Below are 23745 nucleotides of genomic sequence, written 5' to 3' on the forward strand. Positions count from 1 at the left end.
AAGGGTCGTTCGAGACCAGGACGTTGATAGGCTGGGTGTGGAAGTGCAGTAATGCATTAAGCTAACCAGTACTAATTGCCCGTACGGCTTGTCCCTATAACCTTGGTAGGCTATAGATCAAGTCAAGAATACAGCTGCAGTTTGTTGATACTGCTACCCCAAACAAGAAAAACTACTTCTTCCCGGATTGCGAATTTTGACCGTGTGGTCAAAGTTCGGACAAGTCAAAGCCTGATGACCATAGCAAGTCGGTCCCACCCCTTCCCATCCCGAACAGGACCGTGAAACGACTTTGCGCCGATGATAGTGCTGCAACCAGTGTGAAAGTAGGTTATCGTCAGGCTAGTTATAAGAAAAACCCCACCAGATGATTCTGGTGGGGTTTTTTGCTTTGGGCAAAGCAAAAAAACCCGCAGCACTGCGCATCTTTACGCTGAGCAGGCTGTTGTTTTTGGCATTGAGAATCCCGATTCCCGGACTACACTGAATCAGGGTCACCATTTCTGCAGGGGGCTGCCATGCATGCTCGACACCTGTGTGCGCTACGACGCGCGGCTACCGCCCTGTTGCTCGCCGCAAGCCTGGGGGGATGCGTCTACGATCCGGCCTATACCGCCTACGATCCCTATTACCCCACCTACGGTTACCCCACTTACGGTTACCCGACCTACGGTTACTCCGCCTATGGCTATCCGACCTACGTCGGTCCGCCGGTCGCCATCGACCTCGGATTCAGCTACTACAGCGGCCATCGCCATGGTCATCATTATGGCCACCGTGGCTACCACCACGGCGCCCATCATGGAGGACACCACCGTCGTCATCACGGAGGACAGCTCGGCGGCCACCACGGGAAACACCACGGAGGACACCACCGGGGACACCACGGCGGCGGGCATGGCCACGGCCGGCACTGAGCAAGCGCACGCGGCAGTTTGCCGACCGTCATCCCTTCTCGCCCCAAGCTCCTGCAAGATAGTTCCGGTAATCAACCACTGGAGAATGTGCATGAGCGACACCACGGAACAGGCTGGCCTGGGCGACAAGCTGATCGGGCCTATCTCCACCGTCATCGACAAGAAGCGGGCCGAGTTGCTGCCCATGCTCGGCGGCGGTGCCGGTCAGGCGGCCCAGACCGCCTTGCGCGACGATGACTGCGTGCGCAAGGTGGCGAGCTTCTGCTATCCCTTGCTGCCTGGTTTGGTGCGGCTTGCGATCAAGGAGCCGGTGTTCGTCGACTTCGTCATGAACAACCGCGAAAAGGTGTTGGGCAAGCTGACCCAGTCAGCGGCGGCATGAACGCGGCTTCCGCCTGCCGCCCTGGCAGGCGGACCATGCCCAGACGGGCAAGTGCCCGGTTAGCAAACGTAACTGTCGTTGAAATCACCCTGCATGAGCCTAGACTGGACAACAGTTCACCATCAGGGGGCTCAGATGATTGCTCGAAGCAAAGGTGTGTTGAAACGATGTGCGGCCGGCTTGCTGCTGGCTGCGGGACTCGGCGGATGCGCGGTGTATGGGCCGCCATACGCCGGCTATGATCCTTACTATGGCGGCGGCTATTCGACCTATGCCGGTCCTCCTGTTGAATTGAACCTGGGGCTCGGCTACTACGGCGGTTCGCGCCATGGCTATCATCGCGGCCATGGATGGCGCGACGACCGCGGACACCACCGAGGCCGCGGAGGTCCTGGCCGGGGCCGGGGCCGTCACTGACACCCGGGTTCCATCCCCGATTCCGAAAGCCCGCCCAGCGGGCTTTTTACTTACACGCCTTCGCTCGCCACCGGCTCCGCTTCCTTGGCCTTGGCCTGGCCACGGCTGATGCTGTCGCCGTCGTTGCGGCGCAGGCGCCAGAACACCGCCGAGGACAGCAGCGTCAGCACCGCCAGGGTCGCGAAGCCGTGGTGCAGCGCCTGCGCCACCTGCTCGCGGTTGTCCTGCGCCACCGGTCCAAGGAACCACGCGGTCACGATCGAACCGGCGGCCAGGCCGAAGCTCATCGACAGCTGCTGGAAGGAGCTCGACATCGTGCTCGCCATGCTCGAATCCTGCGGTTCGATGTCGGCGTAGGCCAGCGTGTTCATGCTCGAGAACTGCAGCGAATTGAAGAAGCCCTGCGCCAGGCTGATGGCGACGATGACGTAGAAGGGCGTACCCGGACCGACCAGGGCGAACAGCGAAATCGTCAGTCCGATCAGCACCGTATTCACCGTCAGCACCTGGCGGTAGCCAAAGCGCGCCAGCAGCCTGGGCGCGAACATCTTCATGCCCATCGCCGCGGCCGCCGCAGGCATCATCAGGAGACCCGACTGCCAGGCCGGCAGGCCGAGCCCGAGCTGGTACAGCAGCGGCAGCAGGAAGGGAAGGGCGCCCACGCCCAGCCGGGTCAGGAAGCCGCCCGCCACCGAGATGCGGAAGGTCCGCACCTTGAACAGCGTCAGCCGGAGCAGCGGATGCTTGATGCGCAGCGCGTGCCAGGCGTAGGTGCCCAGCAGGCCGAGCGACAGCGCCAGCAGCAGTGCGGCGCTGAGCATGTCGAGCCGGTGCTCGCCGAATACTTCCAGCAGCCAGGACAGGATCGCCGTACCGCTGCTGAACAGGAGCAGGCCGAGGACGTCGAGCGGCCGTTTCTCCAGGCCCCGGTAGTCGGGCATGTGCTTCCAGACCAGGTAGAGCGCAGCCAGCCCGACCGGTACGTTGACGAAGAAGATCATCCGCCACGACGTCCAGTGCACGATCAGCCCGCCCAACGTTGGTCCCAGCAGCGGCCCGATCAGCGCCGGAATGATGACGAAATTCATCGCACCCAGCAGCTCGTTCTTGGGGAAGGTGCGCACGATGGCCAGGCGGCCGACCGGCATCATCATGGCGCCGCCCAGGCCCTGCAGCAGGCGCGCGGCCGTCATCATGTGCGCGTTCGGCGACAGGCCGCACAGCACCGACGCGATGGTGAAGATGGAAATGGCGATGAAGAACACGCGCCGGGTGCCGAAACGGTCCGCCATCCAGCCGCTGAGCGGGATGCCGACGGCCAGGCCGAGGATGTAGCTGGTGACCACGGACTTCAGGCTCAGCGGCGTGACCTGCAGGCTGGCTGCGATGCTCGGGATGGCGGTATTGAGGACGGTGGCGTCGAGCTGCTCCATGAACAGGGCAGTCGCGACGAGCCACGGCAGGTAGCGTTTGATGGTGCTGGGATCAGTCAATCGGGCCTCGTGATACCGGCAGGCCGGGCGGCCCGCCTTAGCCCGATTGTGTCATAAATCGCCTCCAGGCCGCGTCACACTACCGATCAGAAACGGTAGGCCGCCTTGGCGACGATCCAGTTCGCGCCGCCGTTCGGGCTCTTGATGCTGGCGTTCGAGTAGTGCTGGAACTTCAGGCCAAAATCCCACTTGGCAGTGGTATAGCCCACGCCGATGTGATCGCCGAACTGGAAGGCGGTGGAGAGTTCCTTGTCCTCGTTCTTGTACAGCGTGGAAAAGAGACTCACGCCGACGCCGACCTCGCCGTACAGGCCGAGCTTGCTGTCGCTCTGGTAGCGAAGCACCGGGGTAAAGCCGATCACGGCGATGTTCTTCTTGCGGCCAGGGACATTCTGATAGGCGCTCAGGCGCCACAGGGCCAGGTTGGTGTCCCAGTAGCCCGACAGGTGATAGCCGTTGCGGGCGAACCAGCGCTGCTCCCAGTCGCTCTGCACGGCGACGCGGAGCATGCGCTGCTCGGGATTCGTGCCGAACTCGACCGACGCCGAATCGACCCAGCCGCCCAGCGGCTTTACCGTGGCTTGCGCCTGCGCAGCCTGGGCGCAGAAGGCTGCCGCGAGCGCAGCAGCGAGGCCGGCAATTTTCTTCACAAGAGACATATTCTTCTTTCTTGGCAATGAGGAAATATTGTGCACCGCACTATTGTACTAGCGTGAACGAATCGGTGCTGCCCGCCACCTTGTGCTGCCGCGAAGGTATGATAGACCCCCCGCAGAACGCGCATTTCACACCTCTATCCGCATGACCGAACCGACCATCACTCCCCTGTATCCGCTTGCCGCGCCGACCCAGCAGCAGGTGACGCCCGCCGTCCTGCCGCATGACCCTGTTGCGGAGCACATTGCCGCCCACCTCGGCCGGATCGACACCGTGTTCCACGACACCATCGCCGACCCGGTGCAGGTCGACATCCACGTGGTGCCGGCCAACGGGCGCACGCCCTTCCTGCGCCTGGTGACGTCCGGCATGAGCAGCCGCCCGATGATGGTACCGGAAGGCGCTCCGCCATTTGCCGAGCTGATGATGGCCTTGCCCGCGGACTGGAAGCTGGACGAGCAATCGGTGCGGGACGAGCGCTGGTACTGGCCGGTGGCCCTGCTGCGTCACCTGGCGCACTATCCGCACCAGCATGCGACCTGGCTCGGCCTGGGCCACACGCTGCCCAACGGTCATCCCGCCAAGCCGTATGCCAAGGGTGTCGGATTCACCGGCGCCATCCTGCTGCCGCCAGCCTCGGCGCCGGACGCCTTCGCCGCGCTCGAGCATGACGGCAAGGACATCTATTTCCACTGCGTCGTGCCGCTCTACGACGCCGAGCTGAACCTGGTCAAGCGCAAGGGCTTCCCGGCGCTGCTCGACGGCTTCAACGACAAAGGCGTGACCGACCTGGTGGTCCCGGGCCGCAAGAACACCGTCAAGAAATTCCTCGGACTGTTTTGATGACGACCATCGCCTTCCTCGGCATTGGCCTGATGGGAGGGCCAATGGCTGCCCGGCTGGCCCAGGCCGCTTATCCGGTGCGTGCCTGGAACCGGACCTTTGCCAAAGCAGAGGCACTGCGCGGCAGCGGGGCCGCGCCGGTGGCGGAGCTGGCGCAGGCGGTGCGCGGGGCGCAGGTGGTCATCTCGATGCTCGAGGCCGGGCCGGTGGTGGGCGAGGTGATCGCCGCCGCCCTGCCGGCGCTCGCGCCGGGCACGCTCTGGATCGACATGAGTTCGACCCGGCATGACGAAGCGCTGATGTTCCACGCGACCCTGGCCGCCCACGGCTGCCGCTTCATGGATGCGCCGGTGTCGGGCGGCGTCGGCGGCGCCGAAGCGGGGACGCTGGCCATCATGGCCGGCGGCGATCAGTCAGATTTTGAACAGGTGGTCAACATTCTCGAAGCCCTGGGCCGGCCACAGCGGGTCGGTCCGGTGGGCAGCGGGCAAGTGGCCAAGCTGTGCAACCAGCTGATCGTCGGCGCCACCTTGAACGTGGTGGCCGAGGCGCTGCTGCTGGCGCAGGCGGCGGGCGCCGATCCTGCCGCGGTGCGCGAGGCGATCCGCGGCGGCTTTGCGGGCAGCCGCATTCTCGAGGTGCATGGGCAGCGCATGCTGGAGCGGAATTTTGTCCCAGGCGGGCAGGTCAAAAGCCAGCTGAAGGATTTGCGCAATGTGCTGGCTGCCGCCGGGGCGGCGGGATTGACGCTGCCGGTGACGGAGCTGGTGACGCGGCAGTATGAGTCGATCGAACAGACCTTGCCGACAGCCGATCATGCGGCGGCCTTGCTGGCGCTGGAGCGGATGAATCCTGGATCAAGGCTGAGAAGCGAGCCGGACCAGCTCCCGTAGGGTGGGCGGCTTTGCCGCCCACGCGTTCAAACTTAGGTAATGCTGCCCGCTCGCCTCTTCGTCGGCTGGTTGAACGCGCGGGCGGGAGACCCGCCCACCCTACGAAAAGCAGCCCGCAACAAGATCACGCCTTCGGCAAACTCATCTCCACCAGCTTCACCCAATAACTCGCCCCGATCGGCAGCAGCGCATCGTTGAAGTCATAACTGGTGTTATGCAACTGGCACGGCCCCAGCCCATGCCCGCTCGCGCGGTGCGCACCTTCGCCATTGCCAAGGAACACGTAGCACCCCGGCTTCTCCTGCAGCATGAAGGCGAAGTCTTCCGCTCCCATGGTCGGCTCGACATCCGTGTCCACGCGCTCCGCCCCCGCCACCGCCCGCATCGCCTCGACCGCGAACGCGGTCTGCTCCGGATGATTGATGAGCGGCGGATAATTGCGCTTGAAGCTGAAGTCGACCGAGGCATTGAACGCCGCCGCCACACCCGCAGCGATCTCTTCCATGCGGCGCTGGATCAGATCCAGTACCTCGACCGAGAAGGTACGCACGGTGCCCACCAGTTCGGCCTCGTCGGGAATGACGTTGGTGGCGCTGCCGGCGTGGATCTGGGTGATCGACAGCACCGCCGACTCGAGCGGATTCTTCTCGCGCGACACGATGGTCTGCCAGGCCTGCGCGATCTGCACCGCCACCATCACCGGGTCGACGCCGCGGTGCGGCTGCGCCGCGTGGGCGCCCTTGCCGCGCACGACGACGCGGAACTCGTTACTCGACGCCATCATCGGTCCCGCCACCACGCCGAAGTTCCCCTCCGGGATGCCCGGCCAGTTGTGCATGCCGTACACCGCGTCCATCGGGAATTGCGTGAACAGGCCATCATCCATCATGCGGCGCGCGCCGCCGCCGCCTTCTTCGGCCGGCTGGAAGATCAGGTACACGGTGCCGTCGAAGTTGCGGTGTTGTGAAAGATGGTGGGCCGCGCCGAGCAGCATGGCGGTATGGCCATCGTGGCCGCACGCATGCATCTTGCCCGGGTGGCGCGAAGCATGGTCGAAGCCGTTGATCTCTTGCATCGGCAGCGCATCCATGTCGGCGCGCAGGCCGATCGCCCGGTTCGACGTGCCGTTCTTGACGATGCCGACGACGCCGGTCACGCCCAGGCCGCGCACGATCGGGATGCCCCATTCGGTCAGCCGCGCCGCCACCACGTCGGCGGTACGCTGCTCTTCGTAGCACAGCTCCGGATGCGCATGCAGGTCGCGCCGGATCGCTTGCAGTTGCTGTTGGAAGGCGAGGATAGGTTCCACGAGTTTCATCTGGCTCTCCATGTTTTGTCATGCTTGCATTGCATGTTTAGAACCATTGTAGCCTGCCTCAAACAGTGAGTGAAAGAGGAGGGTACGGACCTCGCCAAGATCGGATAGAGTATTGGTTTCACGAAGTATTTTCCTCTTGTTCCCACCCATGTCAGTCACACAAGTCCGCGCCGCCTGTCCCCACGATTGCCCCGATACCTGCGCCATCCTCGTCACCGTCGACAATGGCGTGGCGACTGAAGTGAAGGGCGATCCGGAGCATCCGACCACGGCCGGGGTGCTGTGCACCAAGGTGTCACGCTATGTGGAGCGCACCTACCACCCGGAGCGCGTGCTGACTCCGATGCGCCGGGTGGGGCGCAAGGGCGAGGGCAAATTCGAGCGCATCAGCTGGAGCGAAGCAATCGACGAGATCGCCGCGCGTTTGACAGAGATCGCGGCGCGCGACCCGCAGGCCATTCTCCCGTACAGCTATGCCGGCACCATGGGACTGGTGCAGGGCGATTCGATGTCTTTGCGCTTCTTCAACAAGCTCGGGGCCTCGCTGCTGGACCGCACCATCTGTGCCACCGCCGGCGCCACCGGCTACAAGTACACCATCGGCGGCTCGATCGGCACCGACATCGAACAGTTCCAGGACGCGAAGCTGATCCTGATCTGGGGCGGCAACCCGATCGCCTCCAACCTGCACCTGTGGACGCGCGTGCAGGAAGCCAAGCGCCGCGGCGCAAAATTGATCGCGATCGACCCCTACCGCTCCTTGAGCGCCGAGAAGTGCCACCAGCATATTGCCCTGCTGCCGGGCACCGATGCCGCGCTGGCGTTGGGCATGATGCACGTGCTGATCCAGGAAAATCTGATCGACCACGACTACGTCGCGAAGTACACGCTCGGCTACGACGAACTCAAAGCGCGCGCCCTCGAATGGACACCGGAACGCACCGCCGACACCTGCGGCATCACGGCGGAGGAGGTGGTCGAACTGGCACGCCTGTACGGCGAGACCGCACGCCGCGGCGAGGGCGTTGCGATCCGCATGAACTACGGCCTGCAGCGCGTGCGCGGCGGCGGCATGGCGGTGCGCAATATCGCCTGCCTGCCGGCCCTGGTGGGCGCCTGGCGCCACAAGGCCGGCGGCGTGCAGCTGTCGACCTCGGGCGCCTTCCCGGCCGACCGCGCGGCGCTGCAGCGCCCCGACCTCCTGGCGGGCCGCATGCCGCGCACCATCAACATGAGCACCATCGGCGACGACCTGCTCAAGGAGGCCTCGCCCGCGTTCGGCCCGAAGATCGAAGCCGTCATCGTCTACAACGCCAATCCGCTGGCGATCGCGCCGGAGTCCAGCAAGGTGCAGCAGGGCTTCGAGCGCGAAGACCTGTTCACCGTGGTGCTGGAACACTTCCAGACCGACAGTGCCGACTATGCCGACATCCTGCTGCCGGCCACCACCCAGCTCGAGCACGTCGATGCCCACCTGGCCTATGGCCACCTGTACATGATGGCGAACAACGCCGCCATCGACGCCGTCGGCGAAGCCAAGCCCAACACCGAATTCTTCCGCCTGCTGGCAGCGCGCATGGGCTTCGACGATCCCTGCTTCAAGGAGACCGACGACGAACTGGCCGCGCAGGCCTTCGACAAAAAACACGAGCGCGCGGTGCACTTCGACTGGGAGTCGCTCAAGCGCAAGGGCTGGCAGAAACTCGACATGCCGGAGGCGCCGTTCGCCGAGGGTGGCTTCCCGACGCCGTCGGGCAAGTGCGAATTCTATTCGAGCAGCATGGCGCGCGACGGGCTCGACCCGGTCCCGGCCTATATCCCGCCGTACGAGTCGCGCGCCTCCAATCCGGAGCTTGCCAAAAAATACCCGCTGGCGATGATCTCGCCTCCGGCAAGGAACTTCCTGAACTCGACCTTTGTCAATGTACAGAGCCTACGCGCAACTGAGGGCGAGCCGCACCTCGACATCCACCCGAACGACGCCGCACGACGCGGCATCAATCACGGTGACATGACGCGTATTTTTAACGACCGCGGCTCATTCGTTGCCCGTGCACGCGTCACCGACAAGGCGCGCGAAGGACTGGTGGTGGGTTTGTCGATCTGGTGGAAGAAACTCGCCAGCGACGGCAAGAATTCCAACGAAGTGACCAGCCAGCGCTTGACCGACATGGGCAGGGCGCCTACTTTCTACGACACCCTGGTGCAGGTTGAAAAATCTGCGCCTATCACGCGAGATGAAACCCTCTAGATTTTCCCAGGCCTTCAGGCCATTCATGGTCGCCGCAGCCGCGGCCCTGATGTTGTCAAGCTGCTCATCCCTCTCCTACTACTCCCAGGCCGCACAAGGCCAGCTCGAACTGCTGACGGATTCCCGTCCGATCGACGACTGGCTGGCCGACCCTTCCACCAACAGCAAGCTGCGCCACCGCCTGGAGAGCGCGCGCCAGATCCGCCGCTACGCGATCCAGGAAATGAAGCTGCCCGACAACGGCAGCTACACCAACTTCACCAACCTGAAGCGTCCCTATGTGCTGTGGAACGTGGTCGCCACGCCCGAGCTGTCGCTGAAACCCATGCAATGGTGCTTCCCGGTGGCCGGCTGCGTGAACTACCGCGGCTACTACAGCAAGCAGGAAGCCCAGGACTACGCGAAGGAGCTACGCAGGCAGGGCCACGACGTCGAAGTGGGCGGCGTCAGCGCCTATTCGACCCTGGGCTGGTTCAGCGACCCCTTGATCTCGACCTTCATCAACTACCCGGACGCCGAACTGGCGCGCCTGATCTTCCACGAACTGGCGCACCAGGTCGTGTACGTACCGGGCGATTCGAAGTTCAACGAATCCTTCGCCAGCGCGGTGGAGGCGGCCGGTGTCGAAGGCTGGCTGGAACGCTTCGGCAATCCGGCCATGGTCGACGCCTACGAACGCTACACCGTGCGCAAGAAGGATTTCATGGCGCTGCTGGTGCGTTATCGCGGCGAGCTGGAGCGGACCTATGCAGGCGGCCAGAGCCGCGACGAAAAGCGCGCCACCAAGACCCGCCTGTTCATCGCGCTGAAGGACGACTACCAGGTGCTCAAGGCGAACTGGGGTGGTTATGCCGGCTACGACCGCTTCTTCGCCGAGCCGCTGTCGAATGCCCACCTGGCGTCGATCGCCACGTATAACGACTTCGTCCCGGCCTTCCGCGCCCTGCTGCGCAAGGAACGGTCGTGGGGCGCCTTCTACAAGTCGGTCAATCGGATTGCCAAGCTGGACAAGACAGACCGGCACCGTGTGCTGGCCAGGCTGGCTGCGCCGGCTCCAACCGCGCCGCTTGTGGTGCGGCGCACCATGGGTGACGGAAAATAAGACAGGTAGAGTACACGTTCCAATCGACTTAAAAGAACTTGCGCGCATTGGCGCTGCCCGATAGCATCACAAACAGGCGATGGCAAAGGCGCAAGCTTCGCTCGCGCATGGCCGCTCGGACCACAACGATAATTACTCGAGACAAAGGGCATCCGATGGACAAGATCTGGTTGAAGTCGTACCCACCGAACGTACCCAGCGAAATCAATCCGGACCAGTACGGTTCGCTCGTGCACATGCTGGAGGAATCCTTCAGCAAGTACGCCGACCGCAACGCCTACGTGTGCATGGACAAGCACCTGACCTACGGCGAGCTGGATGCCTACTCGAAGAAGCTGGCGGCCTGGCTGCAGAGCCGCGGCATGGAGCGCGGGGCGCGCGTGGCGATCATGATGCCGAACGTGCTGCAGTACCCGGTCGCGATCGCGGCCGTGCTGCGCGCCGGCTACACCGTGGTCAATGTGAACCCGCTGTACACGCCGCGCGAGCTCGAACACCAGATCAAGGACTCGGGCAGCGAAGCGATCATCGTGCTCGAGAACTTCGCGCACACGGTGCAGCAGGTGATCGGCAAAACCCCGATCAAGCACGTGGTGGTGGCGAGCATGGGCGAGATGCTGGGCGGCGCCAAGGGGATGCTGGTCAACTTCGTGGTCCGCAACGTCAAGAAGATGGTGCCGGAGTTCTCGCTGCCGAACATGGTGCGCTTCAAGGAGGCGCTCTCGCAGGGCGCCAGGATGCCGTTTTCGAAGGTCGAGCTCAAGTCCTCCGACGTGGCCTTCCTGCAGTACACCGGCGGCACTACCGGCGTCTCGAAGGGCGCCACGCTCACGCACCGCAACGTGATCGCCAACGTGCTGCAGACCGAAGCCTGGTCGGCGCCGGCCATGGGCCAGTCGAACGAGCAGACCGTGATCGTGTGCGCCCTGCCGCTGTACCACATCTTCGCGCTGACGGCCTGCGCGATGTGGGGCATGCGTACCGGCGCGCTGAACATCCTGATCGTCAACCCGCGCGACATCCCGGGTTTCATCAAGGAGCTGGGCAAGTACAAGATCAACATGCTGCCGGCGGTGAACACGCTGTACAACGCGCTGGTGAACCACCCGGACATCGGCACGGTGGACTTCTCCGGCCTGAAGATATCGAACGGTGGCGGCATGGCGGTGCAGAAGGCAGTCAACGACAAGTGGAAGCAGGTCACCGGGAGCAGCATCATCGAAGGCTACGGCCTGTCCGAGACCGCGCCGGTGGCGACCTGCAACCGCGCCGATGTGAAGGAATTCACCGGCACCATCGGCCTGCCGATCCCGTCCACCGACATCGCGATCCTGGACGACGACGGCAAGCCGATGGCGATCGGCCAGATCGGCGAGATCGCGATCCGCGGCCCGCAGGTGATGGCGGGCTACTGGAACCGCCCGGACGAAACGGCCAAGGTCATGACGCCGGACGGTTTCTTCAAGTCGGGTGACGTCGGCATCATGGACGAACAGGGCTACGTGAAGATCGTCGACCGCAAGAAGGACATGATCCTGGTGTCCGGCTTCAACGTCTATCCGAACGAACTGGAAGGCGTGATCGCCGCCCACCCGGGCGTGCTGGAATGCGCCGTGATCGGCGTGCCGGACGAGAATTCCGGCGAAGCGGTGAAGGTGTTCGTGGTGCGCAAGGACCCGAACCTGAGCGCCGAGCAGCTGATGGACTACTGCAAGCAGCAGTTCACCGGCTACAAGAAACCGAAGTACATCGAGTTCCGCGACGAGCTGCCGAAGACCAACGTCGGCAAGATCCTGCGGCGCGCACTGAGGGACGAGAAGCAGGCGGAACACGCCTGAAGGCAGCACGACGGCCGGCACGCCAGCGCGTAGACCGGCCTGCAGAAGCCGCCATACCGGGCGGCTTCTGCTTTTATTGGACAGCATCGAACAAAGAAGGCGAGGCACGGATGGACAAGTTTTGGCTCAAGTCGTATGAGGGCGGCGTACCGGCGGAGATCGACCCGACGCAATACCGCTCCCTGACGCATCTGCTGGAGGAGGCGTTCCGCAAGTACGCCGACCGCAAGGCCTATGCGTGCATGGGCAAGACCCTGACCTTCGCCGAGCTGGACCGCCTGTCCGGCCGCATGGCCGCCTGGCTGCAGGGCCGCGGCCTGAAGCCCGGCGCGCGCGTGGCCATCATGCTGCCGAACGTGCTGCAGTACCCGGTGGCGATGGCCGCCGTGCTGCGCGCCGGCTACGTGATCGTCAACGTCAATCCGCTGTACACCCCGCGCGAACTCCAGCACCAGCTGGCCGACTCGGGCGCCGAGGCCATCGTGGTGCTGGAAAACTTCGCGCACACGCTCGAGCAGGTGATTGGTAACACCCAGGTGAAACACGTGGTGGTCGCCACCATGGGCGACCTGCTGGGCGGCCTGAAGGGCACGCTGGTCAACCTGGTGGTGCGCAAAGTGAAAAAAATGGTGCCGGCCTGGTCGCTGCCGGGCTCGATCGGCTTCAAGCGCATGCTGGCCGAAGCCTCGGGTGCGACCCTGCGCCCGGTCGCCATCGGCCACGACGACATTGCCTTCCTGCAGTACACCGGCGGCACCACCGGCGTGTCGAAGGGCGCGGTGCTGCTGCACAAGCACGTGATCGCCAACGTGCTGCAGAACGAGGCCTGGTTCGCACCGACGCTCGGCAAGATCAAGGCAGGGGAGCAGCCGCAATTCGTGTGCGCGCTGCCGCTGTATCACATCTACGCGCTGACCGTGTGCGCGCTGCTCGGCCTGCGCGTGGGCGGCATGAATTTGCTCATCCCGAACCCGCGCGACATCGCCGGCTTCATCAAGGAGCTGGGCGGCTACCGCGTCAACATCTTCCCGGCCGTGAACACGCTGTACAACGGACTGGTGAACAACCCGGAATTCGCCAAGCTCGACTTCTCGGGCATGCTGGTATGTCCGGGCGGCGGCATGGCGGTGCAGAAGGCGGTGGCGGACAAGTGGCTCGCCATCACCGGCACCCCGATCGTCGAAGGCTATGGCCTGTCGGAGACCTCGCCGGTGGTCACCGCGAACCGCTGCGACATCAGCGAGTTCACCGGCACCATCGGCCTGCCGCTGCCCTCGACCGAGATCCGCATCCTGGACGAAGCGGGCGTTGAGGTCCCGTTCGGCACCGCTGGCGAGATCGCCGTGCGCGGCCCGCAGGTGATGGCCGGCTACTGGCAGCGCGACGACGAAACCGCCAAGGTCATGACCCCGGACGGCTTCTTCAAGACCGGCGACGTCGGCATCATGGACGCGCAGGGCTATACCCGCATCGTCGACCGCAAGAAGGACATGATCCTGGTATCGGGCTTCAACGTGTACCCGAACGAGATCGAAGGCGTGGTCGCGGCCATGCCGGGGGTGCTCGAAGTGGCCTGCGTCGGCGTGCCGGACAAGAATTCGGGCGAGGCGGTGAAGCTGTACATCGTCAAGAAGGATGCATCCTTGAGCAGCGATGACGTGATCGCCTACTGCAAGGAACAGTTCACCGGCTACAAGCGTCCGAAGTACGTCGAATTCCGCGAGACGCTGCCGAAGACCAATGTGGGCAAGATCCTGCGGCGCGAACTGCGCGACGAGAAAACGTCGGCATAAGCAGCCGACACGGGCCGGCGCGCAATGCGCCGGCGCCGCCGCTTAGCCATGTGAGATCAGCGAATCCAGCGGCGGCAACTGCCTCGGCTTGCGGTCCGGCCCGGTGGCCACATAGGTCAGCTGCGCCTCGGTCACCTTCACGACGTCCGCCTGCAGGCGGTTGCGCTCCGCATACACTTCCACGCACACGGTGATCGAGGTATTCCCGACCTTGACGATCTCGGCATAGAAGGACAGCAGGTCGCCCACGAACACGGGCTGCTTGAACAGGAAGGAATTCACGGCGATGGTCGCCACGCGTCCGTTGGCGCGGCGGGTGGCCGGCAGCGAGCCGGCGACGTCGACCTGGGCCATGATCCAGCCGCCGAACACGTCCCCGTACACGTTGGCGTCGGACGGCGTGGGCATCACGCGCAGTTCGGGCATCTTGCCTTCGGGAAGGCGGGTGCGGGGGGCGGCAGGGGCATTTTGTGGCGTGGTCATCTTGTTTTCTCGGTAAAAGCTACAATCGTCCCGAATTGAACCATAAATCCCCCAGCCCTGCCATGCGACGCACTCCCGCTTCATCCGTACCATTGCCGCCCGATTCGAAGGGCGTGCCCCGCAACGACTGGGCCACCCTGCGCACCCTGTTCCCCTACCTGTGGGTCTACAAGTGGCGTGTGCTGGCGGCGCTCGCCGCGCTGATCGGCGCCAAGATGGCCAACGTCGGCGTGCCGCTGGTGCTCAAGCAGCTCATCGACCAGCTCGCCATCGACCCGAAAGACCCGCAAGCGCTGCTGGTGCTGCCGCTCGGCGCGCTGGTGGCCTACGGCCTGCTGCGCCTGTCCACCACGGTATTCACCGAGCTGCGCGAATTCCTGTTTGCGCGCGTCACCCAGCGCGCGGTGCGAACCATCGCCCTGCAGGTATTCCGCCACCTGCACGCGCTGTCGCTGCGCTTCCACCTGAACCGCCAGACCGGCGGCATGACGCGCGACATCGAACGCGGCACGCGTGGCGTGAACTCGCTGATCTCGTATTCGCTGTTCAACGTGCTGCCCACGCTGGTGGAGATCACGCTGGTGCTCGGCTACCTGGTGCTGAACTACGACATCTGGTTCAGCGCGATCACCGCGGTGGCGCTGGCGAGCTACATCGCGTTCACCGTGATCGTGACCGAGTGGCGCACCCACTTCCGCCGCACGATGAACGAGCTCGACTCCAAGGCCAATACCAAGGCCATCGATTCGCTGCTCAACTACGAAACGGTGAAATACTTCGGCAACGAGGAATACGAAGCCAGGCGCTACGACCAGGGCCTGCAAAGCTACGAGAACGCCGCGGTGCGCTCCCAGACCTCGCTCTCCTTCCTGAACACCGGCCAGTCCCTCATCATCGCCACCGCCGTGACCCTGATCCTGTGGCGCGCCACCGAAGGCGTGATCGCCGGGACCATGACCCTGGGTGACCTGGTGCTGGTCAACTCCTTTATGATCCAGCTGTACATTCCGCTGAACTTCCTCGGTGTGATCTACCGCGAGATCAAGCAGAGCCTGGCCGACATGGAGCGCCTGTTCTCGCTGCTCGACCAGAACCGCGAAGTGGCCGACAGCCCCGGCGCACAGCCCCTCGTCACGCGCGGCGCCCAGGTGGAGTTTTCGCACGTCGAGTTCAGCTACGAGGCCAAGCGCCAGATCCTGTTCGACGTCGACTTCAGCATCCCGGCCGGCACCACGACCGCCGTGGTGGGACACAGCGGCTCGGGCAAGTCGACCCTGTCACGCCTGCTGTTCCGCTTCTATGACGTGAACGGCGGGGCGATCCGCATCGACGGGCAAGACCTGCGCAACATCACCCAGGCGTCGCTGCGCGCGGCGATCGGCATCGTGCCGCAGGACACGGTGCTGTTCAACGACAGCATCGAATACAACATCGCCTACGGCAAACCGGGCGCGTCGCACGAGGACATCGTGGCGGCGGCGCGGGCGGCCTCGATCCACGACTTCATCGAGAGCCTGCCGGATGGGTATCAAACCATGGTGGGCGAGCGCGGCCTGAAGCTGTCGGGCGGCGAGAAGCAGCGCGTGGCGATCGCGCGCACCTTGCTGAAGAACCCGGCGATCCTGATTTTCGACGAGGCGACCTCGGCGCTGGATTCGAAGTCGGAGCAAGCCATCCAGGCGCAGCTGAAGGAAATCGCAAAGGACCGCACGACCCTGGTGATCGCGCACCGGCTGTCGACCATCGCGGATGCGCAGCAGATCATCGTGCTGGATCACGGGCGGATCGTCGAGCGGGGAACGCACGGGTCACTGCTCGCTGCGCGCGGGCTGTATCAGCAGATGTGGGAAAGGCAGCTGGCGCGGCCGGATGAGGAGCTGGCGTCGCCGCCGCTGGAGATCGCGAAGTAGAGCAGAAAGGTATTCCAGGTTTGGTGGAACGCGTGGGCAGGAGACCTGCCCACCCTACGGTATCGGGGGTTTCGCAGGGTGGGCGGCTCGTGTTCAAACAGTCGTCGATCAGTGGATAAGCAGTCTCGGTTCGCTTCTTACGGCTTCTTGTAGACGACGCCGTCTTTCATGACGAACTTCACCTGTTCTAACACCTTCACATCGCGCAGCGGATCGCCTTCGACCGCGATGATGTCCGCGGCGAAGCCCGGTTCGACGGCGCCCAGGCGCTTGTCCTGGTCGAGCAGGGCGGCTGCGTGCAGGGTGGCCGAACGGATGGCTTCAGTCGGCGACATCCCTGCTTCCACCATGTAGCCAAACTCCTTGGCGTTCTCGCCGTGCGGGAACACGCCGGCGTCGGTGCCAAAGGCGATCTTCACGCCGGCCTTGTGGGCGCGCGCAAACGTGGCCTGCAGCTGCGGGCCGATCGCGGCCGCCTTCGGGCGCACCAGGGCCGAATAGTAATTCGGATCCCTGGCCTTGTCCGCCACGTAGCGGCCGGCCGAGATGGTCGGCACATACCAGTGGCCGGTCTTCTTGAACAGGGCGATGGTCTCGTCGTCCATCAGGGTGCCGTGCTCGATCGAATCGACCCCGGCGCGCAGGGCGCGCTTCATGCCTTCGGCGCCGTGCGCGTGGGCCGCGACGCGGAAGCCGTAGTCCCTGGCGGTGCTGACGATGGCCTTCAGCTCGTCCTCGGTGTACTGCGAGTTCTGGCCGTTGGCGGCCTGGCTCAGCACGCCGCCGGTGGCGGTGATCTTGATCAGGTCGGCGCCTTCCTTGTAGCGCTGGCGCACGGCCTGGCGGCCTTCTTCCGGGCTGTCGATCACGCCTTTTTCGGGGCCGGGGGCGCCGATCTTCTCGCTCAGGAAGTGCGACAAATTGTTGGTCGGGTCGGCGTGGCCGCCGGTGGTGGCGATCGATTTACCGGCAGTGAACATGCGCGGCCCCGGAACCTCGCCGGCGGCAATCGCGCGCTTGAGCGACACGTTCAGGCCGTCGGCGGCGCCGAGGTCGCGCACCGTGGTGAAGCCCGCCATCAGGGTACGCTGGGCATACTTCACCGAACGGAAGGCCATGTCCTGCGGATCGGCGGTGAGGCGGTCGCGGTAGGCGTCGACCACCGGTGCGGTCTCGCTGGTCAGGTGCACGTGCATGTCGATCAGGCCGGGCAGGCAGCTATGGCGCGACAGGTCGACGTTCCCCGCAGCCTGGGTCATCGGGCCGACGGATTTCACGACGCCGTTCTCGACCACGATGCTGACGCGCTCGCGCCAGGTGCCGTTCTTGACGTCCAGCAGGCGGCCGCAGTCGATCGTCTGGGTGGCGGCGTGGGCGCCGCTTGCAACCAGCAGCAGTCCTGCCGCCACATAAACCTGTTTCATGTCTCGCTCCTCATTGTCGTTATGTGAAAAAGGCCCCCCATCGCTGGAAGGCCTTTCGTGGTGAAACCTGTCTTATTGAATCAGCGCAGCGGCGCGATGGCCGGATCCTTGTTTGGTTCGGCCAGGTCGCCTTCCCACTTCGCGACCACGGCGGTGGCGATGCCGTTGCCGATCACGTTGGTGGCCGAACGGGCCATGTCCAGGAAGTGGTCGATGCCCAGCAGGAGCAGCAGGCCGGCTTCCGGGATGTTGAACTGGGCCAGGGTGGCGGCGATGACGACCAGCGAGGCGCGTGGCACGCCGGCCATGCCCTTCGAGGTCAGCATCAGCACCAACATCATGGTCAACTGGGTCGCCAGGTCCAGCTCGATGCCGTAGGCCTGGGCGATGAACACGGCGGCGAAGGTGCAGTACATCATCGAGCCGTCGAGGTTGAACGAGTAGCCGATCGGCAGCACGAAGGCGGCCAGGCGGTTCTTGACGCCGAAGCGTTCCAGGCCTTCCAGGGTCTTCGGGAACGCCGCTTCCGACGAAGCGCAGGTGTAGGCCAGGATGGTCGGTTCCTTCAGTTCGGAGATCAGGCGCAGCACGCGGCGGCCGAGGAAGATGCCGCCGATCGCGATCAGGATCACCCACAGCAGGATGATGCCGAGGTAGAACTCGGCCATGAAGATGCCGTAGGTCGACAGCACGCTCAGGCCGCTCTTGGCGATGACGCCGGCGACTGCCGCGAACACGGCGATCGGGGCGAAGTTCATCACGTAGCCGGTGACCTTCAGCATGATGTGGGCGATGCCGTCCACCGCATCGACCAGCGGGGTGGCGCGCGCGCCGACGGCCGCCGCGGCGGTGCCGAAGAAGACCGAGAACACCACGATCTGCAGGATCTCGTTCTTGGCCATGCCGTCGAAGATCGAGGTCGGGATCAGGTGGGAGATGAAGTCCTTCAGGGTCAGGCTGGAGGTGGTGATGCCCGACGAGGCGCCGATCGGCGGCACCGCGCCCGACAGGGCCATCGCGTCGCCCGGACGGAACAGGTTCACCAGGACCAGGCCCAGCGACAGCGAAATGATCGAGGCGATGACGAACCAGCCCAGCGCCTTGACGCCGATGCGGCCGACTTCCTTGGCGTCGCCCATCCTGGCGATGCCGACCACCAGGGTCGAGAACACCAGCGGCGCGATGATCATCTTGATCAGGCGGAGGAACATGGTGGTGATCAGCGCCATCGTGTCCGCGAACCCGGTTGCGTCGGCGAAGCTGGTGTTGGCGACATAGCCGACAATGATCCCGAGCACGAGGCCGATCAGGATATAGGTTGTCAGGCGGTTCTTTTTATCCATAATGCTTCGTGCTTTCCTTGATAAAGGACTTGTGCATGACCCGCGGCAGGGGATGGCACTGTCGCAAGGCGAATTTTTGGGTATTTACTTAGGGAGAACGGTGAGTCGTTCTGGTAGGTAAGGCAAGTTCCGAAGTATCCTTGTCGCTAGAAATGCTGTCAAGCACGCTTACACGAGTACAACAGAACAGGCGCAGATGATCGAAATCGAGAATGTCAGCAAGTGGTACGGCAACTTCCAGGTGCTGCGCGAATGCAGCACCTGGGTCGCGCGCGGCGATGTGGTGGTGGTATGCGGGCCGTCCGGGTCGGGCAAGTCCACCCTGATCAAGACCGTCAACGGCCTGGAACCCTTCCAGCAAGGTGTCGTGCGGGTGGACGGCATCTCGGTGGGCGATCCGAAGACCAGGCTGTCGCAGCTGCGCGCCCGCATCGGCATGGTGTTCCAGAACTTCGAGCTGTTCCCGCACCTGTCGGTACGCGACAACCTGACGCTGGCCCAGGTCAAGGTGCTGGGCCGCAGCAAGGATGAAGCACTCGAACGCGGCCTGAAATACCTGGACCGCGTGGGGCTGCTGGCGCACAAGGACAAGTACCCGAGCCAGCTCTCGGGCGGCCAGCAGCAGCGGGTGGCGATCGCGCGCGCGCTGGCGATGGACCCGGTGGCGATGCTGTTCGACGAGCCGACCTCCGCGCTGGATCCGGAGATGATCGGCGAAGTGCTGGACGTGATGGTCGGGCTGGCGCAGGAGGGCATGACCATGATGGTGGTCACCCACGAGATGGGCTTCGCGCGCAAGGTGGCGGACCGGATCGTCTTCATGGACCACGGCAGCATCGTCGAGGACAGCCCGAAGGAAGACTTCTTCAGTGCCCCGCGTTCCGAGCGGGCGCGCGAGTTCCTGGCCCGTATTATTCATTAGTTAATCCGATGCGGTAAACAGCGGTGGCGCGCTGTGCGGGCGGCGCTGCGGGTAAAATGTCGGGATCTGAACCCCGCGCAATCCGAGAGCCGCCATGTCCCCCATCGAGACCCCAGACACCATCACCATCACCCGCCCCGACGACTGGCACCTGCACCTGCGCGACGGCGCGGCGCTGGCCGACGTCCTGCCGCATACCGCACGCCAGTTCGCGCGCGCGATCGTGATGCCGAACCTGAAGCCGCCGGTCACCACGACCGCCGCCGCCGCGGCCTACCGCGACCGTATCCTGGCGGCGCTGCCGGCGGGCGTCCGCTTCGAACCGCTGATGACGCTGTACCTGACCAATAACACCGATCCGGACGAGATCCGCCGCGCCATGGACAGCGGCTTCATCCACGCGGTGAAGCTGTACCCGGCGGGCGCCACCACCAATTCGGATGCCGGCGTCACCGACCTGCGCAACTGCTATAAGGTGCTGGAAGTGATGCAGGAAGTCGGCATGCCCCTGCTGGTGCACGGCGAAGTGACCGACAACGACATCGACCTGTTCGACCGCGAGGCCGTGTTCATCGAGCGCGTGATGCGCCCGCTGCGCCGCGACATGCCGACCCTGAGCGTCGTGTTCGAGCACATCACCACCAAGGAAGCGGCCCAGTACGTGGCCGAGGCCGAAGGCCCGATCGCGGCCACCATCACCGCCCACCACCTGCTGTACAACCGCAACGAGATCTTCCGTGGCGGCATCCGCCCGCACTACTACTGCTTGCCGGTGCTCAAGCGCGAGGAACACCGCCTGGCGCTGGTCACGGCCGCCACCAGCGGCGACGAGCGCTTCTTCCTCGGCACCGACTCGGCGCCGCACGCGGTGCACACCAAGTATGCCGCCTGCGGCTGCGCCGGCTGCTACACCGCGCTGCACGCGATGGAGATGTACACCGAAGCCTTCGCCCAGGCCGGCGCGCTCGACAAGCTCGAAGCCTTTGCCAGCCTGAACGGCCCGGCCTTCTACGGCCTGCCGGTCAACGAAGGCACGATCACCCTGAAGCGCGAAGCCTGGACCCTGCCGGAAACCCTGCCATTCGGCGAACACCAGCTGGTGCCGCTCAACGCCGGCGAAACCATCAACTGGAAGATGGTCTAGGTTTCATGCTGTCGCAGATCGACTGGTCGCACCCGTGGTACGACGCGGTGCGGCCGGCGTATCAACGCCTGGCGCTTGACGGGAATGACTTCCTCGACGCCTTCAACCGCAACGCCGCGGCGCTCGACCTGCGCAACCATGCCGGCCTGCCGCTGCGCTTCGTGCCGCAGTCGGCGCTGCCGGAAGGGACGGCCTACGAAGCGTTCATCGGCGCCACCGGCCAGGTGCCGACCCGCGACAACCTGCACGACTTCTTCAACGGCCTGGTGTGGCAGAGCTTCCCGCTCATCAAGCGCCGGCTGAACGCCTTGCAGGCGGCGCAGATCGCCCAGGCCGGCATCGGCAAGTCGCGCGGTCCGGCGCGCGACGCCGCCACCATCTTCGACGAGAACGCCGCCCTGCTCATGGTGCGTGACAGCAGTGCCGGGCGCGCCCTGGTGGACGCGCTGCGCGCCCACGGCTGGCTCGCCGCCCTGCATGAGAAGCGCGCCATGTTCGGCAGCGATGTACGGGTCTGGCTGTTCGGCCACGCGCTGATGGAAAAACTGGTGGCGCCGCGCAAGGCCATCACCGCACATACGCGTGTCATCTTCGTGGGCGATAATGTGCTCGCACTGGCGCCCGGCGCCCAACGCGCCTGGCTCGACGCCCACGTGGCTGAACAGCTGGCGGGCGAAGGATTGACAACTGCCGGCTTCACGCCGCTGCCGGTGCTCGGCGTGCCCGGCTGGTGGCCGGGGCAGGACCAGGATTTTTATCTCGACACGACGGTCTTCCGCCAAAAACGGCAGACCACCTGAAAGGAATACGATGGCAAACGCAGTACGCTGGGGCATCCTCGGCACGGGCAAGATCGCGCGCGCCTTCGCCAACGCATTGGCGGATGTGCCGGGCGCCGTGCTGGCGGCGGTGGCATCACGCAGCCTCGACAAGGCCCAAAGCTTCGCCCAGGAGTTCGGCGGCAGCGCTGCCGCCTACGGCTCCTACCAGGCGCTGGCCGACGCCGCCGGCATCGACCTGGTCTATGTCGCCACCCCGCATCCCCAGCATGCCGATAACGCCCTGATGGCGCTGCGCGCCGGCAAGGGTGTGCTGGTCGAAAAGCCGTTCACGATGAACCTGCGCGAAGCCGAGCAGGTGGTCACGCTGGCGCGCTCGCGCCGCCTGTTCCTGATGGAAGCCATGTGGACGCGCTTCCTGCCGGCCTTCGACGAGGTGCGCCGCATCATCGCCTCGGGCGAGATCGGCACGGTGCGCCAGGTGGTGGCCGACTTCGGCTTCACCGCCAACTTCGGCCTCGAGCACCGCGTGTTCAATCCGGAGCTCGGCGGCGGCGCGCTGCTCGACCTGGGCATCTACCCGCTGTCGATCGCCACCGCGCTGCTCGGCCCGGTCACCCAGATCAAGGCCCAGGCCGAGCTGGGCACGACCGGCGTCGACGTACAGACCGGCTTCACGCTGCGGCACGAAGGCGGCGGCCTGTCGGTATGCAGCTGCTCGTTCCAGGCACGCACGCCCTGCGAGCTGACCGTGTCGGGCTCGCGCGGGCATGTGCGCATGAACACCATGTTCCACCGTGCCAAGAGCGTCACCGTGTCCCTGGAGGACGGCAGCACGCGCACCGTCGACACGCCGTATATCGGCAACGGCTACGTGCACGAAGTGATGGAAGCGCAGCGCTGCTTCGGCGCCGGCCTGCTGGAAAGCCCGGGCATGCGGCTGGAGGAAACGCTGGCCCTGATGGGCGTGATGGACGAGATCCGGCGCCAGGTCGGGCTGGCCTACGACAGCGATCGCCGGAGCGTGCGCCCGGCGCATGCGGCCTGAATTGACAAGCCGGGAGCCTGCGCGAATACTGGAGCGGCATCCATCACCATCCAGCGGAGTCTCCATGCGCATTCTGTCATCCCTCGTCCTGGCCGCCGGCCTGGTTTCCAGCGCCGCCGCCTGGGCCGATCCCGTCCCGGCCGATAAAATGGATTACGTCGGCGACTGGCAGGGCAAGGACATGCAGCTGTCGCTGACAAAGGAAGGCAAGGTCGAGTACAAGCGTGGCCGGCCGAACGACCAAGTCAACCTCAGCATCGACCTGAAGGGCTTCAAGGGGAACAGCTTCGAGGCCGGCGTCGCCTTCGTGCGCACCACTTTCAAGGTCGGCAAGCCGCCGCACCGCGAGGACGGGAAGTGGAAGATGACGGTCGACGGGGTCGAGCTGACCCGGGCCGAGTGAGATGGCGCTGCGCAGCGTCGTCCCCATCCTGCGGATCTTCGACGAAACGAAGGCCCGCGAATTCTACATCGGCTTCCTCGGTTTCCGGGTCGACTGGGAGCACCGCTTCGAGCCCGGCCTGCCGCTCTACCTGCAGGTCGCGCGCGACGGCTGCATCCTGCACCTGAGCGAACACCACGGCGACTGCTGCCCGGGCGCGGCGATGCGTATTCAGGTCGACGACATCGATGCCTACCATGCCGAGCTGGCGGCGAAGGAATATGGCTACGCCCGGCCGGATATCGGCGCCACGCCCTGGGGTTCGCGCGACATGTCGGTGAAGGATCCGTTTGGGAACCGGCTGACCTTCACCAACGCCATCAGCACCTGATCCTGGAATCTCCTG

The 23745-nt window shown here is 64.8% G+C and carries 20 protein-coding genes and 2 rRNA genes; 16 read left to right on the forward strand and 6 right to left on the reverse strand.

Annotated features, from left to right (window positions below; translation table 11 throughout):
* The 3 genes from AC56LU_RS03465 to AC56LU_RS03475 form a co-directional block, all read left to right on the forward strand.
* Nucleotides 1-96 (forward strand): 23S ribosomal RNA (locus AC56LU_RS03465); the annotation flags it as partial.
* 134 nt (nucleotides 97-230) lie between these two features.
* Nucleotides 231-343: ribosomal RNA gene (gene rrf, locus AC56LU_RS03470) — 5S ribosomal RNA — on the forward strand.
* Between the two features lie 413 nt (nucleotides 344-756).
* Nucleotides 757-1299: a hypothetical protein gene (locus AC56LU_RS03475; RefSeq protein WP_497174212.1), complete on the forward strand. Its 543-nt coding sequence runs from the start codon at nucleotides 757-759 to the stop codon at nucleotides 1297-1299.
* A 467-nt stretch (nucleotides 1300-1766) separates the two neighbouring features.
* Here AC56LU_RS03475 and AC56LU_RS03480 read toward each other — a convergent pair whose 3' ends face one another.
* Entirely contained in the window at nucleotides 1767-3209 is a 1443-nt protein-coding gene (locus AC56LU_RS03480; RefSeq protein WP_497174213.1) for a DHA2 family efflux MFS transporter permease subunit, read from the reverse strand.
* Between the two features lie 86 nt (nucleotides 3210-3295).
* Nucleotides 3296-3868, reverse strand: a complete 573-nt coding sequence (locus AC56LU_RS03485) for an acyloxyacyl hydrolase (RefSeq protein WP_497174214.1) — start codon at nucleotides 3866-3868, stop codon at nucleotides 3296-3298.
* Between the two features lie 142 nt (nucleotides 3869-4010).
* On the opposite strand from AC56LU_RS03485, the gene AC56LU_RS03490 reads away from it, so the two are divergent.
* Together AC56LU_RS03490 and AC56LU_RS03495 are read left to right on the forward strand one after the other, a co-directional pair.
* Nucleotides 4011-4709: a suppressor of fused domain protein gene (locus AC56LU_RS03490; RefSeq protein WP_497174215.1), complete on the forward strand. Its 699-nt coding sequence runs from the start codon at nucleotides 4011-4013 to the stop codon at nucleotides 4707-4709.
* Nucleotides 4709-5602 (forward strand): NAD(P)-dependent oxidoreductase, encoded by an 894-nt coding sequence (locus AC56LU_RS03495; protein ID WP_497174216.1) that lies wholly within the window; start codon nucleotides 4709-4711, stop codon nucleotides 5600-5602. Before AC56LU_RS03490 ends, AC56LU_RS03495 begins: the two co-directional genes overlap by 1 nt.
* A gap of 124 nt (nucleotides 5603-5726) precedes the next feature.
* Here AC56LU_RS03495 and AC56LU_RS03500 read toward each other — a convergent pair whose 3' ends face one another.
* Nucleotides 5727-6920 (reverse strand): M20 aminoacylase family protein, encoded by a 1194-nt coding sequence (locus AC56LU_RS03500; protein ID WP_497174217.1) that lies wholly within the window; start codon nucleotides 6918-6920, stop codon nucleotides 5727-5729.
* Between the two features lie 148 nt (nucleotides 6921-7068).
* On the opposite strand from AC56LU_RS03500, the gene AC56LU_RS03505 reads away from it, so the two are divergent.
* From AC56LU_RS03505 to AC56LU_RS03520, 4 genes are all read left to right on the forward strand, one after another.
* A complete protein-coding gene (locus AC56LU_RS03505) occupies nucleotides 7069-9171 on the forward strand; it encodes a molybdopterin-containing oxidoreductase family protein (RefSeq protein WP_497174218.1) in 2103 nt (700 codons plus the stop codon).
* Nucleotides 9172-9196: 25 nt separating this feature from the next.
* Complete coding sequence (locus AC56LU_RS03510; RefSeq protein ID WP_497174219.1) at nucleotides 9197-10273, forward strand: aminopeptidase; 1077 nt, start codon at nucleotides 9197-9199, stop codon at nucleotides 10271-10273.
* A gap of 155 nt (nucleotides 10274-10428) precedes the next feature.
* A complete protein-coding gene (locus tag AC56LU_RS03515) occupies nucleotides 10429-12111 on the forward strand; it encodes a long-chain-fatty-acid--CoA ligase (protein ID WP_497174220.1) in 1683 nt (560 codons plus the stop codon).
* Nucleotides 12112-12221: 110 nt separating this feature from the next.
* The gene (locus AC56LU_RS03520) at nucleotides 12222-13904 is read left to right on the forward strand and encodes a long-chain-fatty-acid--CoA ligase (RefSeq protein ID WP_497174221.1); all 1683 of its coding nucleotides are present in this window, start codon (nucleotides 12222-12224) and stop codon (nucleotides 13902-13904) included.
* 42 nt (nucleotides 13905-13946) lie between these two features.
* Here AC56LU_RS03520 and AC56LU_RS03525 read toward each other — a convergent pair whose 3' ends face one another.
* Nucleotides 13947-14387, reverse strand: coding sequence for an acyl-CoA thioesterase (locus AC56LU_RS03525; protein ID WP_497174222.1), 441 nt, complete (start codon nucleotides 14385-14387; stop codon nucleotides 13947-13949).
* Nucleotides 14388-14449: 62 nt separating this feature from the next.
* Between AC56LU_RS03525 and AC56LU_RS03530 the strand changes: the two genes are divergently transcribed.
* Complete coding sequence (locus tag AC56LU_RS03530) at nucleotides 14450-16297, forward strand: ABCB family ABC transporter ATP-binding protein/permease (protein ID WP_497174223.1); 1848 nt, start codon at nucleotides 14450-14452, stop codon at nucleotides 16295-16297.
* A gap of 137 nt (nucleotides 16298-16434) precedes the next feature.
* Here AC56LU_RS03530 and AC56LU_RS03535 read toward each other — a convergent pair whose 3' ends face one another.
* Entirely contained in the window at nucleotides 16435-17721 is a 1287-nt protein-coding gene (locus AC56LU_RS03535; RefSeq protein WP_497174224.1) for a metal-dependent hydrolase family protein, read from the reverse strand.
* 80 nt (nucleotides 17722-17801) lie between these two features.
* Nucleotides 17802-19064: a dicarboxylate/amino acid:cation symporter gene (locus AC56LU_RS03540; protein ID WP_497174225.1), complete on the reverse strand. Its 1263-nt coding sequence runs from the start codon at nucleotides 19062-19064 to the stop codon at nucleotides 17802-17804.
* Between the two features lie 196 nt (nucleotides 19065-19260).
* Here AC56LU_RS03540 and AC56LU_RS03545 point away from each other — a divergent pair, with 196 nt between their 5' ends.
* The 6 genes from AC56LU_RS03545 to AC56LU_RS03570 all read left to right on the forward strand — a co-directional run bounded on the left by AC56LU_RS03545 (nucleotide 19261) and on the right by AC56LU_RS03570 (nucleotide 23730).
* Nucleotides 19261-19986 carry an amino acid ABC transporter ATP-binding protein gene (locus tag AC56LU_RS03545; protein ID WP_497174226.1) on the forward strand — a complete coding sequence of 242 codons (726 nt, stop codon included), beginning with the start codon at nucleotides 19261-19263 and terminating at the stop codon, nucleotides 19984-19986.
* 94 nt (nucleotides 19987-20080) lie between these two features.
* Complete coding sequence (pyrC, locus tag AC56LU_RS03550) at nucleotides 20081-21130, forward strand: dihydroorotase (RefSeq protein ID WP_497174227.1); 1050 nt, start codon at nucleotides 20081-20083, stop codon at nucleotides 21128-21130.
* Nucleotides 21131-21135: 5 nt separating this feature from the next.
* A complete protein-coding gene (locus tag AC56LU_RS03555; RefSeq protein WP_497174228.1) occupies nucleotides 21136-21930 on the forward strand; it encodes a DUF3025 domain-containing protein in 795 nt (264 codons plus the stop codon).
* A 10-nt stretch (nucleotides 21931-21940) separates the two neighbouring features.
* Nucleotides 21941-22957, forward strand: a complete 1017-nt coding sequence (locus tag AC56LU_RS03560) for a Gfo/Idh/MocA family protein (protein ID WP_497174229.1) — start codon at nucleotides 21941-21943, stop codon at nucleotides 22955-22957.
* 64 nt (nucleotides 22958-23021) lie between these two features.
* Entirely contained in the window at nucleotides 23022-23360 is a 339-nt protein-coding gene (locus tag AC56LU_RS03565) for a hypothetical protein (RefSeq protein WP_497174230.1), read from the forward strand.
* A gap of 1 nt (nucleotide 23361) precedes the next feature.
* Nucleotides 23362-23730, forward strand: coding sequence for a glyoxalase superfamily protein (locus AC56LU_RS03570; RefSeq protein WP_497174231.1), 369 nt, complete (start codon nucleotides 23362-23364; stop codon nucleotides 23728-23730).
* The last annotated feature ends 15 nt before the right edge of the window (nucleotides 23731-23745 follow it).

The organism is Telluria sp. PB2R4 (assembly GCF_059685695.1).

Excerpts from the sequence above, each read along its gene's own strand:
- AC56LU_RS03500 (WP_497174217.1), bottom strand. The coding sequence starts at position 6,920 with ATGAAACTCGTGGAACCTATCCTCGCCTTCCAACAGCAACTGCAAGCG.
- AC56LU_RS03515 (WP_497174220.1), top strand. The coding sequence starts at position 10,429 with ATGGACAAGATCTGGTTGAAGTCGTACCCACCGAACGTACCCAGCGAA.
- AC56LU_RS03485 (WP_497174214.1), bottom strand. The coding sequence starts at position 3,868 with ATGTCTCTTGTGAAGAAAATTGCCGGCCTCGCTGCTGCGCTCGCGGCA.
- AC56LU_RS03560 (WP_497174229.1), top strand. The coding sequence starts at position 21,941 with ATGGCAAACGCAGTACGCTGGGGCATCCTCGGCACGGGCAAGATCGCG.
- AC56LU_RS03535 (WP_497174224.1), bottom strand. The coding sequence starts at position 17,721 with ATGAAACAGGTTTATGTGGCGGCAGGACTGCTGCTGGTTGCAAGCGGC.
- AC56LU_RS03555 (WP_497174228.1), top strand. The coding sequence starts at position 21,136 with ATGCTGTCGCAGATCGACTGGTCGCACCCGTGGTACGACGCGGTGCGG.
- AC56LU_RS03520 (WP_497174221.1), top strand. The coding sequence starts at position 12,222 with ATGGACAAGTTTTGGCTCAAGTCGTATGAGGGCGGCGTACCGGCGGAG.
- AC56LU_RS03565 (WP_497174230.1), top strand. The coding sequence starts at position 23,022 with ATGCGCATTCTGTCATCCCTCGTCCTGGCCGCCGGCCTGGTTTCCAGC.
- AC56LU_RS03540 (WP_497174225.1), bottom strand. The coding sequence starts at position 19,064 with ATGGATAAAAAGAACCGCCTGACAACCTATATCCTGATCGGCCTCGTG.
- AC56LU_RS03525 (WP_497174222.1), bottom strand. The coding sequence starts at position 14,387 with ATGACCACGCCACAAAATGCCCCTGCCGCCCCCCGCACCCGCCTTCCC.
- AC56LU_RS03545 (WP_497174226.1), top strand. The coding sequence starts at position 19,261 with ATGATCGAAATCGAGAATGTCAGCAAGTGGTACGGCAACTTCCAGGTG.
- AC56LU_RS03495 (WP_497174216.1), top strand. The coding sequence starts at position 4,709 with ATGACGACCATCGCCTTCCTCGGCATTGGCCTGATGGGAGGGCCAATG.
- AC56LU_RS03475 (WP_497174212.1), top strand. The coding sequence starts at position 757 with ATGGTCATCATTATGGCCACCGTGGCTACCACCACGGCGCCCATCATG.
- pyrC (WP_497174227.1), top strand. The coding sequence starts at position 20,081 with ATGTCCCCCATCGAGACCCCAGACACCATCACCATCACCCGCCCCGAC.
- AC56LU_RS03570 (WP_497174231.1), top strand. The coding sequence starts at position 23,362 with ATGGCGCTGCGCAGCGTCGTCCCCATCCTGCGGATCTTCGACGAAACG.
- AC56LU_RS03510 (WP_497174219.1), top strand. The coding sequence starts at position 9,197 with ATGGTCGCCGCAGCCGCGGCCCTGATGTTGTCAAGCTGCTCATCCCTC.
- AC56LU_RS03490 (WP_497174215.1), top strand. The coding sequence starts at position 4,011 with ATGACCGAACCGACCATCACTCCCCTGTATCCGCTTGCCGCGCCGACC.
- AC56LU_RS03505 (WP_497174218.1), top strand. The coding sequence starts at position 7,069 with ATGTCAGTCACACAAGTCCGCGCCGCCTGTCCCCACGATTGCCCCGAT.
- AC56LU_RS03530 (WP_497174223.1), top strand. The coding sequence starts at position 14,450 with ATGCGACGCACTCCCGCTTCATCCGTACCATTGCCGCCCGATTCGAAG.